Genomic DNA, 17,376 nt, shown 5'->3' with positions numbered 1-17,376 from the left:
ATGAATCAGCCGAAGACGATCGCGGTCGGCGACGAATCAGCCTTCGTTCAGCTGCGCCTCAAGCTGCTTGACGATATCGTCATGCATCTTCTCGGTGATCTTCACCTTGAACAGGAATACGACCGCGCTCAGAATAATGATGGCGAGCGGCACGTAGAAGGCGCAGATCTCGAAGGTGCGGATGTTCGCGGCGGTCATGTCGGCGGCGGTGGCGTTGCCGATCATGCCTGCGGCGATGGCCACGGCTCCGACGATGCCGTTGGAGCATGCGCCCGCGATCTTGTCAAGCATCGGGCGGACGGACAGAGTGACGGCCTCGTTGCGCTTGCCGTTCTTCAGCTGGCCGTATTCGATGGAGTCGGTCAGGGAAAGAATGGCCGTCATCTGGATGAAGGTCTGCGGCAGATAGAAAAAGACGAGGCCGACGGTGACGACCGGCAGGCTGGTGGGGTTGACGATGAACAGCAAATAGCCGATGACCATAAGCACCATGCCGCCAAGATACAGATAGCGACGCGGAATGCGCCTGTTCAGAATCGGATACAGCGGAGCCATGACGATGCCAGCGACGACGGAGACGACACCGACGATGGAATAGGCTGCGGAGTTGTCCAGGATGAACTTGAACAAATACATGAGCACGCCGGTGGTGGCCACGTTGGCGATGGCGTACAGCAGGTAGGACAGGGCCACCCACAGCAGCTGGTCGTTCTGGGCGAGGGCCTTGAACGCGGCGAGCGGACCGCCATTATCCTCGGCCTTGGTACGCAGGGTGCTGGTGCTTTCCTTGGTGCCGAACGCGACGGAGCACACGGTGAGGACGCCGAGGATGGCCACGATGATGGCGAAGCAGGTCCAGCCGCTCTGGCTCTCCTGGTGCTTGCCGGTGAAGACGTAGCTGAAATAGGTGACGATCGGAATGACCACGATGGTCAGGCCGTTGTAGCCAATGGAGCCGCCGAAGGAACCGAGTGCGGTATAGGTGGAGCGCTCATGGGAATCAGAGGACAGCGCCGGAATCATACCCCAATAGGAGATGTCGCGCAGAGAGTAGAACACGTCGAGCACGATGAAGGTGATGACGAACAGCACGATGAACAGCGTGGTGTTGACGTTTACCAGGCCGAACAGGCCGGTGTAGACCAGCACGAGCAGCACGGCGGAAACGGTGCCGCCAATGAGCTGCCACGGTTTGAAGCGGCCCCACTTGGTGTTGGTGTTGTCGACGATGTTGCCCAGCAGCGGATCGATGAAGATCTCGGCAATGCGGATGACCACCACCAGACCGGTGATGACGCCGATAAGCTTAGTGGCGAGCGCCTTGTCAACGCCGGAGAACAACGAGCTGGTGACATAGACGATGAAGTAGGTGCTCAGCGCGTTGTAGAACGCGGACTGGCCGACGTTGCCGAACGCGTAGGCGACACGGGATAGCATGCCGCTCTTCCTCGCCGGTTCCGTCGTTTGTTGAGTCTCCTTCGGCGCGGTCGTGGTGCTGGATTCTGCCATCGTACTTCTCCTTAGAAGTCGTGTTTGAAGCTGCGAAACGGAAATCACCATTTGATTTTCGAATACGCGTTTAGTATATACCTTTACTTTTGTTTGGTAAAATTTAATACTTGCATCGCGTATCATCGGCGTGTCGACACCGCACATCCGCCAAGCAAAACCGCGCATCCGCCACATAAAAACAGAGGCGACCGTTGACATCCCAGCCATCGGTCGTCTCAACCATATCCCCTATGGAAATCACACGGAACGTTTTGCGCGGGATTGCCGACCCGTCCGCGCCGTGCGTTGCGAACCATCGTCTTTCGTCGGATCCGTCGGCACGAAGCTATTCCGCACCTCCAGCCTCGTCGACAGATACACATGCTGGCGGGATGCGCGCTTGCTGGCGATCGCGTCAGCCAACGTGAAAATGGCGACGCGCGCAAGCTCGTTCTGGTCGATTGCGAACGTGCTCAACGGCGGTGACGTCAATTGGGCGATCGTCTGGTTGTTGATGCTGATGACGCTGATGTCGCGGGGCACGATCACGCCGACCGCGTTGAACGCCTGCAGCACGCCGACCGCGATGACGTCGGCCGCGACGATGACGGCGTCCGGCAACGCACCGTTGTGGTCGTGGATGAAACGTTCCCCCAGCCTGCGTCCGTTCTCCACCGTGAACGGACCGTCGGAATACACCAATCCGCGCAGGTCGAGGCCGCGACGGGCCATCTCGCGCCGGAAATAGACGGCGCGGCCTTCCTCGTCGACTTCGTAGAAATTCGGCAGCGCGCCCCTGCCGCCGATGAAACCGATACGCGTCATGCCCGCCTTCGCGCAGGCCCCGACCGCATCGTACATGGTCTGCTGCAAATCAGGCTGCACGGAATCGAATAGATTCGGCGCGGGATTCACGTCGATGAACACGCCGTACGGCATGACCTCGTGCAGCTTCTCAAGGTCACGTTCCGCTATAGCGCCGGCGCCGATGGCCATGAAACCGTCAAACTTCCTTTTCTGCGCCAGCATATCGTCGAGACCGTGGAAGAGGGTGAGCTCCATACGCTGCTGCTTGGCGTTGCGCTCCAACGCCGAACGCAAATCGGCGAAATACGAGTCGCGCAACGCCTCATCGGACTCCTCGTTATCCAGCAACGCCACCTCGTGCGGAATGACGATGCGCTTGGCTTGGGCACTGTATCCCAAATCCTCGCTGGCGCGGATGATTGCGCGACGCGTCTCCTCACGCACGGACAGCGTCGGATCACCGTTCAGCAGACGCGACACCGTGGCCTGCGAGAATCCCGTACGTTTCGCAATCTCCTTGATGGTCGCCATCGCTCACTCACCCTCCCATAGATGCCTCATCAAATTTTTAGTAAAAGCATTACTGAAACCACCATACTACATTACCGAACGTATCCTTATAGCCATGACTCAGCCACAGCAATCGCGGAAACCGCAAATCACGCATCAGTCCACGGAGAGAATGAACGAACTGCGCGCAAAACAAAAATCCTTTGTCCTGCGGAACATGCGGGGCAAAGGATTCGGCAATGCCGGCCTGCCTTTCAAGGCGACCGGACACAAGGGCGGCATCAGCCGGCAGGGATCCAAGCGCGGCTGACACCATGGAGAAGCTCGGCCACAACCAGTTCCACAGCACCTACACATCCCTGCACAACCGATCCGCCATACGAACACGCTAACGCCGTTGCGTCCATGCCAACTTCACGTCTTACGGAAAGACACACACCTTCGGCCGTCCCTCCAAAAGATGTTGTGGATAAAATCATGCACATATCCACATTTTTCACAGAAGCGGTTGCAAGGCCGCCGACTTTCCATATACCGTCGGCGCATGGAAAGCTTTGGTCACAATACATTTTTCACGTTGGAACAGGCACGGGAGGCTGCGGCAAGGCGGCATCTCGAATGCAGGCAAATGTTGGCGCGAATAAAGTCTCGTTCCTCGGTTCCGCTCTATGTAAGCCATGGCACGGCGCTGGAGTTGCATGGCATGATTGCCACCATGAATTACCTGCCCGGATATGGTTCGGAACTCATTCATGTTTCGGTGTGCCGGCAACGTGACTTGCGGAAAATCCAGGGAATGAAATTCCATTACGCAAAGCATGGCGTAGACATGGCGCATGCCGACGAATTGGTGTCAAGCGTTTCCGCGATGCAGGCAGTCTGCCAGATCGCGCCCTATGTCGATGAACGAAGTCTGGTGATAGCTATGGATTGGCTTACTTGCGCCAATCCGGATTTGCGCGTCTGCACTCACGATGAACTCTCAGATTATATTCAGAGCATGCCGCGATTCGTCGGGAACATCAAATGCAGAAAGGCCCTGTCTCTTTCCAGGCCAGGCACCGATTCCCCGCAGGAGACGGTGCTGCGTTTGGAAAGCGATGCCTACGGTCTGCCTGAGGCATATGTCAATTATGAAATCACCGACCATATACGCGGTTCAGGCACGATGAAGGTGGACATCGCCTACCCGGACGACCGCGTCTGCATAGAATACGACGGGAATTACCACTACACCCACGGCCGTTGGATGTATGACCTAGATAAGCGGAACCGACTGAGGGATCTTGGATTCACGCCTTTTGTCGCCACCCGCGAGCATTTGGCCTCCAAGCAGAAGCTGAATGAACTATTCGGCATGGTCGCCCGCGCAATAGCCAATCATCGATACGGCCTGGAATAGTTCCGTAGGCGGTTTTTCGCTTCCGTAGGTGGTTGCCCTCGGATACCAGGCATGGAAACAGCCGAAATACAGCCTTTTTCCAACCCCGATATCACGACCAACCACCTACGGAGCGCTCAAACCGCCTACGGAACCATATGAGATAGGTTGCGGACCACATCAGTATCGCTTAATTCAGCGAATGCTGTCGTACAGACTCCTCGTAATCACCGATTATGACTGCGGCGATCATTCACGCGCAGCAGGATGGTCGTCAGCACGGCAAGCAGGGCGAACACCGCGCCGACCGGCCCGAGTCCGCTCAGACCAACCGTGTTGTAGGCCACGCCGCCTACCGCCGACCCGAGTGCGATGCCGATGTTGCATGAGGTGGAGTTGAGCGAGGATGCCAGCGTCATCGCGCCCGGGTATCGTGTCGTGGCCACATGCAGGTACAACACCTGCGACGGCGAGTTCTGCAGGTAGATAGCCATGCCGAGAATCACCAGCAGCACCGCACCAATCCACGCATAGGTCGCAGCCAATGGCAATGCCGCCATGCATACCGCCTGTAGCGCGTAGATCTTCCCCATGCCGGCGAGCGGCCAGATGCCGGTGCCTCGCGCGGCCAGTTTGCCGCTGGTCAGATTGCTCCATAGGGCGCATACGCCGAACGCCACCAGCGCGATGCTGACGTATGCCGAGGGAATGTGGAGCTCCGTGGTGAGCATGGGCGTCAGATAGGTGTACCACACGTAGGTTGAGGCGAGGCCGAAGACCACGGCGAGTACGCCGAGAATGATGCGTCGGTCGGTGAAGAGCCGGAATTGCTGCAGGATGCCGACCTTGGATGGCGTGGAGTGCTTCGGAAGTACGGCGAACATGACGATCATCATGGCGATGGTGAGCACGTCGATGATGACGAACGAGGTGCGCCATCCGGCGAATCCGGCGATCCAGGTGCCCAAGGGCATGCCGAATACGGATGCGATGGAGAAGCCAGAGAACACCCATGAGATGAATTTCGGCTGGAGTTCCCCGCTGGCGAGGTCGGGGCCGAAGGTCATGGCCACGGCGACCAGCACGCCGGACACGGATGCGGTGACGATGCGCGCCACGAGCAGCATGGCGTAGTTCATGGCGACGGTGCACAGGATGTTGCCCGCGAGGAACACGCAGAGCAGCGCAATCAGCGCATGGAATCGTTCGAATCTGGAGACGATGGCCGCGCCGATGGGCGTGAGCGGCGCATAGACGAGCGCGAATACGGACACGAGGTTGCCGATGGTGGTGAGCGGCACGTTCATGTCGGAGGCGACCTGCGGCAGCACTCCGACGATGATGAATTCGCTGGTGCCGAGCATGAAACTTTGGAAGATCAGCATGATGACCGGCAGGGTGAAGAACCGACGAGATGGCATATTCGTATTACTCCGATGACAGTGGGCAGTGCTCTTGCAACCGCCAATCGTATGTTTTGCACAATATGCCGACATACCTCGCGATATCATTAGCTTGCCGGTAAATAGCATTATCGTATCGAATTGATGAGGTGAGCCATGAAGCGCCGCAAACCATTGCAGCCTCTCGCCGTGTTCTCCGACCTGTCAGAGCGCATCTACTACAATCAACCCGATCTGCCGCTGTACACGCGCAACGACATGCTTTCCCGCTTCGATTTCAACATGGCCTGCCATTGGCATCGTGACCTGGAATTCGTGCACGCGGTTGCCGGATCGATGGATTATTTCGTCAACGGAACAATCGTCCATATTTCCACCGGCGACGGCCTGTTCGTCAATTCGAATCGCCTGCATTACGGCTTCTCGCCCCCGCGCAGCGAATGCCGTTACCCCGCGGTGGTGGCGAGCCCCGCTCTGTTCGAAACGGTGTGGCAGCCGGCGAGCACCGAGACGGAACTGCTGTGCGGCCCAGATGCGCCGGATTATGTGTTCCTCGACCATCGGGTCGCCGCGCATCGCAGGGTGTTGCAGCTGATCGACGACACGGTTCGGTTCAATGTGCCGAATGCGGACGAACCGGTCAATCCGCAGGCCAGTACGATTCAGGCGATCGGTCTGGCGATTCAGTTGTGCGGCGCGGCGTTGGAGCTGGCGAGAGAGGCCATGCAGTCCGGCGAGCACTACGAGCGGCCGCAACATGATGTGGACGGACAACGCAATAACCGCGATCTGATGGCGGCTTTGACCATGACGGGGTTCATTCACCGGCATTTCCCGGAGCGCATCACACTGGACGATGTTGCGGCGTCCGCCGCGACAAGCCGCAGCCGCTGCTGCCAGGTGTTCCGCCGGTATGTGAATCGCACGCCAAACGAGTATCTGACGGATTATCGGATCGAGCAGGCGATGCATATGCTGGGCGGCACCGCCTCGGATGTGGCAGAGGTGGCGAGCGCATGCGGTTTCAGCTCGCCGAGCTATTTCATCCGAGTGTTCCGCAAGCGCACGGGGCTCACCCCGCAGCAGTGGCGGCACGCGCACTAATTGGACACTATTACGGTCTGAAATAGTTCCGTAGGTGGTTTTTCGCTTCCGTAGGTGGTTGAAGCCGGATACCCAATATGGAAACGGCCGGAATAAAGCCTTTTTCCAACCCCGATACCGCGACCAACCACCTACAGAACGCTCAAACCGCCTACGGAACCGCATAGGTAGACTTTGCGATGGATATTTCACATTGATTCGGGAAATTATGAAGAATCATAGGGAATGCACCCCTGTATAAGGGGTATATTGTCTGCCGATTTATTGGAATCGTGTAATGAAAGGGCTGTGCGGGAGCCACATATGTGGCTCCCGCACAGCCCTTTCATTCGTTAACTGTTACCGCTCAACCCGTCCCATTCCACCAGGAACAGAACAAGGATGAGACAGAAGGAATTACTCCAGTTCCACGGCGCCCGTGTACAGCTGGTAGTACTCGCCCTTCTGCGCGATGAGCTCGTCGTGCGAACCGCGCTCGATGATGCGGCCATGGTCGAGCACCATGATCACGTCGGAGTTGCGCACGGTGGACAGGCGGTGCGCGATCACGAACACGGTGCGTCCCTTCATGAGGTTGTCCATGCCGGCCTGCACCACTTCCTCGGTGCGGGTGTCGATGGACGAGGTGGCCTCGTCGAGGATCATGGCCGGCGGATCGGCCACGGCGGCGCGCGCGATGGAGATCAGCTGGCGCTGGCCTTGGGACAGACCGGAGCCGTCACCCTCGAGCACGGTCTGGTAGCCGTTGGGCAGCATGCGGATGAAGCTGTCCGCGTTGGTGAGCTTGGCGGCGGCGATGCATTCCTCGTCGGTAGCGTCGAGCCTGCCGTAGCGGATGTTGTCCATCACGGTGCCGGTGAACAGGTTCACGTCCTGCAGCACGATGCCGAGCGACTTGCGCAGGTCGGGCTTGCGGATGCCCTTGACGGAGATGCCATCGTACAGGATCATGCCTTCCTGGATGTCGTAGAAGCGGTTGATCAGGTTGGTCACCGTGGTCTTGCCGGCACCGGTGGCGCCGACGAGCGCGACCTTCTGGCCTGGCTTGGCGAACCAAGTGATGTCGTGCAACACGGGCTTGTCCGGGTTGTAGCCGAAGGTCACGTCGGTGAAACGCACGTCGCCCTGCAGCAGGGTCAGACGACCGTCTGGCGAGGTGATCGCGTTCTCGCGTGCCTTCCTTGCCACTTCTGCGGCCTTCGGGCTCAGCGACTGCGCGGCCTTCAGGGAACGGGTGCCGTCGTCGCCTTCCTCACGCTTCCAGGCCCAGTGGCCGGTTTCGTGGTCCACTTCGGTCATGGTGCGGCCGTCCTCGCCGAGTTCGACGTTGACGAGCGTCACGGAGCCGCCGTCGTCCTCGGGCTTCTCGTCCATCAGCTGGAAGATGCGGGACGCGCCGGCGAGCGCCATCATCACCATGTTGAACTGCATGGAGACCTGGCCGAGCGGGTTGACGAAGGAACGGGACAGGGTCAGCAGGGAGACCAAGGTGCCGAGGGTGAGCTTGCCCGCGCCGGACAAGCCGAAGTTGCCCATGCCGGACAGGGCCATGGCGCCGCCGACGATGGCGAGCAGGATGTAGAGGATGTAGCCCATGTTGCCCACGACCGGCATGGTCACGTTACCCCAAGTGTTCGCTTCGGCGGAGGCGTGGAACAGTTCCTCGTTCTTCTCGTCGAAGGTCTTCTGCGTGGCGTCCTCGTGGTTGAAGACCTTGATGACCTTCTGGCCGTTGACGGATTCCTCGACGAAGGCGTTCACATCGCCGATCCACATCTGCTGCTTGACGAAGTAGCGGCCGGAGCGGGAGACGATGGCGCGCACGACCACGAACAGGATCACGGCGAACACGAGCACGAAGATGGTGACCGGCACGGACAGCCACAGCATGGAGACCAGCGCGGCCAGCGCGGAGATCGCGGACGAGAACATCTGCGGGAAGGACTGGCTGATGGCCTGGCGCAGGGTGTCGGTGTCGTTGGTGTAGCGGCTCATGATGTCGCCGTGCTCGTTGGTGTCGAAGTAGCGGATCGGCAGTGTCTGCTGGTGGGCGAACATGTCGTCGCGGATCTTCTTCAGGGTGCCTTGTTCGACGGTGACGATGAGCCACTGCCACAGCCAGCTGCAGAAGGTGCCGGCCGCGTAGAGGCAGGCCATCAGCGTCAGGGCGCGTAGCAGCGGGTTCCAGTCGGGGTTCTTCACGCCGACCAGTGGCAGGATGTAGCTGTCGATCAGGGATTGCAGGAACAGTGCGGAGCCGGCTTGCGCGGCCGCGCCGATCAGGATGCACAGCACGATCGCCACGACGTGCCACTTGTATTGGAAGATGTATCCGAAGATGCGCTTGGTGGTGCCGGGTGCGGCTTTCTGCATCGGCGGTTTTGCGCCTGGCTTGCCGCCCGGCTTGGTCTGCATGGTTTTCTCAGTGTTTTTCTCGGTCATTTGCGTTCCTCCTTTCACTTCAGTTCCTCGGGCTGGGCCTGGTTCTTGGTCTGCGACTCGTAGATGGAGCGGTATTCGTCGCAGGTCTTCAGCAGTTCCTCATGGGTGCCGGATGCGGTGATACGGCCCTCCTCCATGACGAGGATCATGTCGGATTCCTGCACGGATGCGATGCGCTGGGCGATGATGATCTTCGTGGTGTCGGGGATCTCGTTGCGGAACGCGGAGCGGATCAGCTGGTCGGTCTTGGTGTCGACCGCCGAGGTGGAGTCGTCGAGGATCAGGATCTTCGGCTTCTTCAGCAACGCGCGGGCGATGCACAGGCGCTGGCGCTGGCCGCCGGAGACGTTGGTGCCGCCCTGTTCGATGTACGTGTCGTACTTGTTCGGGAACTCCTGGATGAAGCCGTCGGCCTGAGCGAGCTGGCAGGCATGGCGGACTTCCTCGTCGGTGGCGTTCGGGTTGCCCCAGCGCAGGTTCTCGGCGATGGTTCCGGAGAACAGCACGTTCTTCTGCAGCACCATGGCGACCTGGTCGCGCAGGACCTCCATGTCGTAGTCGCGCACGTCGACGCCGCCGACCTTGAGCGAGCCGGAGGTCACGTCGTACAGACGCGGCACGAGCTGCACGAGGCTGGATTTCGCCGAACCGGTGCCACCGACGATGCCGACGGTCATGCCGGAACGGATCTTCAGGTTGATGTCGTCGAGCACCGGCTTCTCGGAATTGTCGGAGTAGCGGAAGTTGACGTTGTCGAATTCGATGGAGCCGTCGGCCACTTCCTTGACGGGGTTGGTCGGGTTGGTCACCGTGCTTTCCTCGTTGAGCACCTGGCAGATACGTTCCGCGGACGCCTGGGAGATGATGCACATGACGAAGATCATGGACAGCATCATCATGGCCATGAGAATCTGCATGGCGTAGGTGACCAGTGCGGTCAGGTCGCCGGTGGTCAGGCCGAGGGCGGCGTTGTTGCCGGAGGCCACGATCTGCTTGGCTCCCATCCATGCGATGAGGATCATCGAGACGTACACGCAGACCATCATGAGCGGGTTGTTGAAGCTCATCACGCGGTCGGCCTTGCTGAAGTCCTTGTAGATGCGCTGGGAGATGCGGCCGAACTTGTCGACCTCATGGGATTCGCGGGTGTAGGACTTGACCACGCGGATGCCCTGCAGGTTCTCGTCGACCACGTTGTTGAGCTTGTCGTAGGTGTGGAACACGCGCTCGAACACCGGGTGCACGTACACCGCCAGACCGCACAGGCCGATGGCGAGGATCGGGATGCAGGCCAGGAACACGAAGGAGATCGACGGGCTGATGCGGAACGAGAAGATCCATGCCACGATCATCATAATCGGGGCACGCACGCCCATGCGGATGATCATGGAGTAGGCGTTCTGCAGGTTGGTCACGTCTGTGGTGAGCCTGGTGATGATCGAGCCGGTGGAGAAGCGGTCGATGTTGGTGAAGCTGAAGCCCTGCACCTTCTCGAACTCGTCGTGGCGCAGGTTCTTGGCGAAGCCGGCGCCGGCGATCGCGGCGAACTTTCCCGCGAGGAAGCCCGCGGCGAGCGAGCACAGCGAGCACAGCAGCAGAATCAGGCCGTATTTGATGATGGCCGGCATGCTGCCGCCGGTGATGCCTTCGTCGATGAGCGATGCCATCACCGTGGGGATGAGGATTTCGAGAATGCCCTCGATGGCCACGGCCACCGGGGTGAGGATGCTGACTTTTTTGTATTCACGCAGGGATCTGCCGAGCGTGCGCAGCATGTGCTGCTTGGGCCGTTTGGCCTGTTCGGGCCGCGTCGCGGCCTGTGTTGTTGCCGTCACTGTTCTTCCTTTCCTTCTTCTTCGTCTTGTTGTTTGCAAATCTCGTCGATATCCAGGCGTGAATATCTGCTTTCGTCGCCTATCTTGCCGGTACTGACCAGATTGGTCTGCATTTTGTCGAGCACACGCATGAGCTGGCGGATTTCATCATCGTCCAGCCCTTTCATCAACTCGTTCTCCATGCGTTTCGCGTTGTCTCGCATCGCTTCGGCTATGGCACGCGATTTGTCCGTCAGCACGATTTTCTTCAATCGTGCATCACGCGGCACCGGTTCGCGTGCGATCAGCCCCTTGCGCTCCATCAGGCCGAGCACACGGCATGATGTGGAGCGCGTCACCCCGAAACGGCGTTCGATGTCCTGCGGGAAGATCTCCTCGCCTTGATGGTGTGCAAGGAAGACGATGATGTCGATATTTCCCCCGCTGACATCCTTCACCTGTTCGGGTCGGGTGACGTACAGATACCGGTTGATGACGTTGTGCAGCGCCCGGATGGCGACGCTCGGTGGCTTGCACCGATCGTTTTCCCAAATCTCGATCAGCTGCGGGCTGATCGATGATTCCTCGCTCGTTGCGTTGTCTGTCACGTCGGCCATCATAATCCGTTGCATATACAACAGTTGCATATACAACAATCAGCGTGTCGCGAAAAGCACCCCCGAGAACGCGGAAAACCGGGGGATTCGACCGCGTCGTTTCATTCGCGGACCAATCCCCCGGTCATATTCCTAGCGAATCATCTCTAGACAGACGATCCGCCGATGTGCGGTTACCAGCAAATCACCGATTCATCAGGCGACCTTTCTGATCAGCATGATGACGACCGCACCCACCAGCACAGACGCGACCGCGATTGGGAAGATCTGCGCGTAACTGCCGGTGGCAACCACGACGGCGCCGGTTACCACAGGAGCAAGCACCTGGCCAACGGTGTTGGCGAGATTCAGGATGCCAAGATCCTTGCCAGCTTCGTCGGCGCTCGGCAACACATCCACATTCAGCGCTTGATCGACGGCGATGTAGATGCCATAGCCGACACCGCCGACACCCGCGTACAGCAACATGCCGGTGGCAGTGGGCATGAAATACGGAATCGCCAGTCCCACGGCGATAATCACCGAACCGACCGCCACGATGATCTTGCGCTTGTGCAGCTTGTCGGAAATCGGCCCGGACACAATCGAGCAGACGATAAGCACGATCATCGAAATCACCGACATGGTGGCAAGCGTCGAGGCCGCCGATTCCTTGCTCAGCCCACAGAATTTCTTCAGGATGTACAGCTGGTAGCCGGAGACCATGGACCATCCGAAGATGAGCAGCAGACGGCCGACCAGAGCAAGGTAGAAGTCACGGCAGTTCCTGGTGGGCGGAATGAACGATTTGGCGATGGCCGCCGGGCTCAGCCTGACGTTCTGCTTGGTATCGTCCAGGGCACTGCCCACTTTGGACGAACGTTCCGCAGGCCAGATGATCACCGCCAGAATACCGGTGATGCCGAAGAGTACGGCGCCAATGATGAAGCCCGCGCCCATGGCGTCGATGAACTTCGATCCGAGGAAGGTGCCGGCGGACTGACCGACGATCATTGCACCACCATAGAACGACGAGAAGGTACCGCGCACATTCTCGGGAATACGGTCGGACAGCACCGCCACAGCCGGAGCGATCATCATGTTGACGCCGACCTGCACGACCGACCAGCCTGCGACGATGCCAACCAGCGAAGTACTGGAGAAGGCCAGCACATAACCTGCCGCTGTGACCAGACCGCCCGCCACGATCCACGGCGTACGCTTGCCGAAACGCGAGCGGGTGATGTCGGACAGTGCGCCGAACACGATGTTGGCGACGAGCGCGAACACGCAGCCCACCGAGTTCATGGCGCCGAGAATCACTTCCGGAGTGCCGATATCAAGCTCGTCGAAGCGCTGCGGCAGCAGCACCCCCGACCCCGATGTGCCGGCCGTCATCCATAGCAGCGAAAACAGCGCAAAGCCGATGCCGAAGCGGATTTTCTCGCCTGTCGACAGTCTTTTGCCCGTATCGGGCGCCAGATCCGACGGAACAGCTGTAGATTGCGTCATTGCAATTCCTTTCCTTGCGATTCTTTACGTGTCATCCGGAGCATCACACCTGGCATCACAGCGCCATGGTGAGATGATGGGTTCCCGCCCCCAGTTCGACAGGTTCATGATCGGGCAGATCGACCACGGCCGAGGTACCGACGGGAACCGTCACCTCAAGATCGAGCTTGCCGGCGGCCGTCATCCAGCTGACGGACGCCTTCCCATACGGCGTGATATGCGAAGTACCGGCATGGTCGAGTGCGGCATACGCCCGAGGCGAGACACGGAAACGTTTCCAGCCCGGTTCGATGGCTTCCAGTCCACCGACGCGTGAATGCAGCCATTCCGCCACCGACCCGAGGGCATAGTGGTTGAATGAGGTCATGCCGCCCGGATTGAGAGACCCGTCCTCGCGCATGGAATCCCAACGCTCCCATGTGGTCGTGGCACCCATCTTGACTTGGTAAAGCCAGCTCGGGCACTGCGTGGAAAGCAGCAGGTCGTACGCCTCCTGGTCATGTCCGGTCGCGGAAAGCGCAGGCAGCACGAACGGCGTGCCGGCAAAACCGGTGCTGACCTTGCCACCGGATTCGCGCACCAATTCGGCCAGGCGGTTGCCTGCCTTGATGCGGCGCACCGGTTCGCCGTCCAACAGACCGAACGCGATGGACAACGCATAGGCGCACTGCGTATCGGATGTCATGGTGCCGTCCAGCTTGGTGAATCTCGCGATATAGCCCTGGGTCACGTGATCACGAAGCGCCGCAAAACGGACCGCATCGTCTTCACGCCCCAGAATCTGTGCGATGCGGGTGGCCTGCGCACACGAACGCGCGAAGAATGCGGTGGCGACAAGTTCCTTTTCGGTCATCGCCTGCGTCGGATCGTCCGGCGGGGCCGTCGGGTCGAGCCAGTCACCAAGCTGGCCCAGTATGTAATCCGGCTTGCGATCCCACACGCCGTCCTCGGAAAGATAACCAGCCACCTCATCGATCCAAGCGCAGGTCAGATCGTACGAATCCGCAAGCACTTGCGGATCACCAGAATCCATATACAGCACCCATGGCACGTTCACCGCGGAATCGCCCCACGTGGAAATAGCCTTCGGATGCGCCCAACCTCCCAGCGGAACGAAGGGCACGTAAAACGGCACAGTCCCCCACTTGACCTGTTCGTTGCGCACATCGCGCAACCACGATCCCAGGAACCCTTGGACGTCATACAGGTAGGCGGCCGTCGGCGCAAACAGACAGATATCGCCGGTCCAGCCCATACGTTCATCACGCTGCGGGCAGTCGGTGGGAATGGAGACGAAGTTGGAGCGCATCGACCACACCACGTTGCTGTGCAGCTTGTTCAACAGCTCGTTCGAGCAGAAGAAGTCGCCTGTGCGTTCCATCACCGAATGGTATACATGGCATTCAAGGTCATCCGCAGTGAGTTCGCCCGGAAGACCCTCGATGGTCGCATAGCGGAAGCCGTGCATGGCGAAGCGCGGCTCCCACCATGCGTCGGCACCATTGGAGGTATACACATCACACTGCTGACCGCGACGCAGCGTACGAGTGGCAAGCGAGCCATCGGGTTCCAGCACCTCCGCGTGATGCAGCGTCACACGCTCCCCCGACTTCAGACCACGCATATGCAGTCGAATGCGCTGCGAGCAGTTCTGTCCGAAATCCACCAGCCAGATGGTTCTGCCCTCGTCGTTCACTCCATATTTCGCAATCGACTTGGGCGCGTGCAGCTCATGGCCACGAACCGGTGACGTCATGGGGTTCTCGATGCGCGCGGGGTCGTACTGTATTTCTGCGACCGGTCTCCAAGCGGAATCATCGAAGCCCGGCATCGACCAGCCGCTCATCTCTTCGCGAGCGTCGTATCGCTCGCCCTCACACATGTCGGAGCAGATGATCGGACCGGGTGCGACCTTCCACTGGCGATCCCATGCATTGGAATACACACGCGTCTGGCTGCCGTCGGCGTACTCGACCTCCAATTGGGCGAACACGCCGATTCTGTCACCATAGAAGTTCGCATACCCTCCATCGAATCCCAGACGGCCACGGTACCAGCCGTCACCGAGCCAGAAACCAAGCGCATTCGCGCCGGCCTGTAACTCGTCGGTGACGTCGTAGGTCCAGCACTCGACGCGGTTGTTGTAATCGGTCCAGCCTGGAATCAGCGCATCATTGCCGACTTTCCTGCCGTTGATTTCGGCTTCGACCAAACCCAAAGCGCTCAGGTACAGCCTGGCACGCACCGGTTCGTCATCAAGCTCGACTTCCGTGCGGACCAAGGGCAGACGTCTGTGATCGGTCTCGGCTTCCGGCCAGGACGGTCCCACGAAATCGGCTATATGGTCGAACTCCTCGAACAACCCAGCCTCGAAATGCAGCACCTCGCTCACCGCGCTCAGCGGCTGGTGCGCGGCGGACACGATCTGCACTGTGGCGAACACCTCCTCACGCGAGGCCAGCGGCTCAAACTGCCATGGCACCAGCACGTTGGAATCGGCAGGCAGATAGGTTTCCTGCGCACGCGAGCTGCCACCCGGCATACGGCGGGTGACGCTTACATGAATCTGGGAACCGTCGGGAACCGGACGGGAATAGATCCAGTTCATACGCGGCGTCGCGGTGGGGATGCCCAGCGCATCACCGGGGAAATGCTCGATGGTGAATCGGGTGATGCCCAGATCACCCGTGGCCACAGGCTTGATGACCTGAACCTGCGCATGTGTTGAATCTGCAGCAGACATTGAAAACTCCTTCGTCGCGTCTATAGCTTGGACCGCCGAATCAATCGGCAGTCGGGAAAAATGTAGATGATATGAATCAGGGCCCGGGAAAAGAGAGCAAAACCGGGCCCTGTTCACGGATTGTGTGTAGCCGTCAGGCCTCGACGCCGGCTTCGCTGGCCTTGGCCTTGAGCTGACGTTCCTCGTCGGTACCGTACTTCTTCTGCTTGGTGATCATGACCGAGCCGGCGATGAGTTCAAGCACGACCACACCTACGAAGCACCACATGGTGGTCTTGATGGTAGACGGCATCACAAGAGCCGGGGTGACGAGTGCGAACAGGCCACACAGCAGGCGGGAGAAGCCGTTGATGAAGCCCTGGATGGACGCGCGGATCTCAATCGGGAACGACTCCTGGGTCCATACCTTGTACAGGGCCTCGCCGGCGAACGGACCGCCAAGGTTCATCAATGCGGTGGCGCCGAAGATGACCCACATGTTGGTGCCGCCCAGAGCCAGGCAGACCATGGCTGCGATGGAGATGCCCATGCCCACGAAGAACAGCTTGTTACGGTACTTGCCACCGGCGATGGAGGCGAAGGCGATGTTCAGAGCGAGGGTGATGAAGTTCAGGATGATGCCGAGACCAGTAGCCAGGGACTGGGAGGCGTGCGCCTGCACCAGCATGTAGGTCTGGAACTGTCCCCAAGTGTTGGCCAGCAGGTTCCAGCCGCAGTAGAAGATGGTGATGGCCAGGAAGAAACCCCGCAGCATCCTGCTGTTGGCGGTGCCGGAGAACAGCATCTTGACGACGGAGACCTTCTTGTCGGAAGAGACGGCATGGCCGGCGGCGGCATCACGGGCGTCGGCCTCCTCATGGAATCGGCGGAACGTCGGGGAAAGCAGACGCCACAGCCAGGCGACGACGGCGAAGACGGCGAGGATGGCGAAGACCACACGGCCGCCCATCGCGCCGTCCATGGTGGAGACGAGGAACGCGCAGATGAAGGAGATGAACACACCTACCTGCCAGAACACCTGGGTGGTGGAGACAAGCTGAGCGCCGACCTTATCGTTCGGAGCATCATGGGAAACAATGGTCATGGAGATCGGCAGATCCGCACCGGAGGCAACACCGGCGATCACCAGGCCGATGAGCAGCACGGTGAAGTTCGGGGCGAATACGCAGATCGCCGCACCGATGGCATACAGCAGGTTGATCCAGTTGAAGACCAGCACACGGCCGATCTTATCCGCTAGTCTGCCACCGAACAGCGAGCCGAACGCAATGGCGAATGTCAGGATGCCGGACAGCAGGCCGACCTGGGCAGTATTGAGCCCAAGGCCCTTCTGCCAGACGGTGATGGTTGCGGACAGACCGACGATGATGCCGGAACCAAGCATGGAACCGATACCTGCGGCCACGGCAAGCGGCATGTATCCGCCGAGTTTCTTCTCATTCTGCGCTGCAGTACTCATTTCTATTCTTCCTTTGAAATGTTCAACGAGCCTTGCGACCCCATTGTTGCAGTTGTTTTCTTCATTGACAGTTGAAATACTAACGCCGCGTTTTGAAAATTTCAACTTATTTCA

The 17,376-nt window shown here is 59.5% G+C and carries 12 protein-coding genes; 3 read left to right on the top strand and 9 right to left on the bottom strand.

Annotated features, from left to right (window positions below; genetic code table 11):
* Positions 1–36: 36 nt before the first annotated feature.
* Together AC1ATL_RS09740 and AC1ATL_RS09735 are read right to left on the bottom strand one after the other, a co-directional pair.
* On the bottom strand, positions 37–1,509 hold the full coding sequence (locus tag AC1ATL_RS09740; protein WP_476570063.1) for a glycoside-pentoside-hexuronide (GPH):cation symporter: 1,473 nt from the start codon (positions 1,507–1,509) through the stop codon (positions 37–39).
* A gap of 240 nt (positions 1,510–1,749) precedes the next feature.
* Positions 1,750–2,829, bottom strand: a complete 1,080-nt coding sequence (locus AC1ATL_RS09735) for a LacI family DNA-binding transcriptional regulator (RefSeq protein WP_476570062.1) — start codon at positions 2,827–2,829, stop codon at positions 1,750–1,752.
* Between the two features lie 151 nt (positions 2,830–2,980).
* Between AC1ATL_RS09735 and AC1ATL_RS09730 the strand changes: the two genes are divergently transcribed.
* Positions 2,981–3,118: an integrase gene (locus AC1ATL_RS09730; protein WP_476570061.1), complete on the top strand. Its 138-nt coding sequence runs from the start codon at positions 2,981–2,983 to the stop codon at positions 3,116–3,118.
* A 234-nt stretch (positions 3,119–3,352) separates the two neighbouring features.
* Positions 3,353–4,210, top strand: coding sequence for a hypothetical protein (locus AC1ATL_RS09725; protein WP_476570060.1), 858 nt, complete (start codon positions 3,353–3,355; stop codon positions 4,208–4,210).
* 206 nt (positions 4,211–4,416) lie between these two features.
* Here AC1ATL_RS09725 and AC1ATL_RS09720 read toward each other — a convergent pair whose 3' ends face one another.
* Positions 4,417–5,610, bottom strand: coding sequence for an MFS transporter (locus AC1ATL_RS09720; protein WP_476570059.1), 1,194 nt, complete (start codon positions 5,608–5,610; stop codon positions 4,417–4,419).
* Between the two features lie 138 nt (positions 5,611–5,748).
* Between AC1ATL_RS09720 and AC1ATL_RS09715 the strand changes: the two genes are divergently transcribed.
* Positions 5,749–6,696: an AraC family transcriptional regulator gene (locus tag AC1ATL_RS09715; RefSeq protein WP_476570058.1), complete on the top strand. Its 948-nt coding sequence runs from the start codon at positions 5,749–5,751 to the stop codon at positions 6,694–6,696.
* 396 nt (positions 6,697–7,092) lie between these two features.
* On the opposite strand, the gene AC1ATL_RS09710 is transcribed toward AC1ATL_RS09715, so the two are convergent.
* From AC1ATL_RS09710 to AC1ATL_RS09685, 6 genes are all read right to left on the bottom strand, one after another.
* The gene (locus AC1ATL_RS09710; RefSeq protein ID WP_476570057.1) at positions 7,093–9,138 is read right to left on the bottom strand and encodes an ABC transporter ATP-binding protein; all 2,046 of its coding nucleotides are present in this window, start codon (positions 9,136–9,138) and stop codon (positions 7,093–7,095) included.
* Positions 9,139–9,152: 14 nt separating this feature from the next.
* The gene (locus AC1ATL_RS09705; protein WP_476570070.1) at positions 9,153–10,913 is read right to left on the bottom strand and encodes an ABC transporter ATP-binding protein; all 1,761 of its coding nucleotides are present in this window, start codon (positions 10,911–10,913) and stop codon (positions 9,153–9,155) included.
* 56 nt (positions 10,914–10,969) lie between these two features.
* Positions 10,970–11,569, bottom strand: coding sequence for a MarR family winged helix-turn-helix transcriptional regulator (locus AC1ATL_RS09700; RefSeq protein ID WP_476570056.1), 600 nt, complete (start codon positions 11,567–11,569; stop codon positions 10,970–10,972).
* Positions 11,570–11,764: 195 nt separating this feature from the next.
* Positions 11,765–13,060, bottom strand: a complete 1,296-nt coding sequence (locus AC1ATL_RS09695) for an MFS transporter (protein ID WP_476570055.1) — start codon at positions 13,058–13,060, stop codon at positions 11,765–11,767.
* A gap of 55 nt (positions 13,061–13,115) precedes the next feature.
* Positions 13,116–15,803, bottom strand: a complete 2,688-nt coding sequence (locus AC1ATL_RS09690) for a family 78 glycoside hydrolase catalytic domain (protein ID WP_476570054.1) — start codon at positions 15,801–15,803, stop codon at positions 13,116–13,118.
* Positions 15,804–15,936: 133 nt separating this feature from the next.
* The gene (locus tag AC1ATL_RS09685; RefSeq protein WP_476570053.1) at positions 15,937–17,262 is read right to left on the bottom strand and encodes an MFS transporter; all 1,326 of its coding nucleotides are present in this window, start codon (positions 17,260–17,262) and stop codon (positions 15,937–15,939) included.
* Positions 17,263–17,376: the final 114 nt, after the last annotated feature.

The sequence above is a fragment of the Bifidobacterium sp. LH_743 genome, assembly GCF_056355775.1.
Note: the sequence above shows the minus strand (reverse complement) of the source record. Positions and strands in the feature narration are given on the sequence as shown.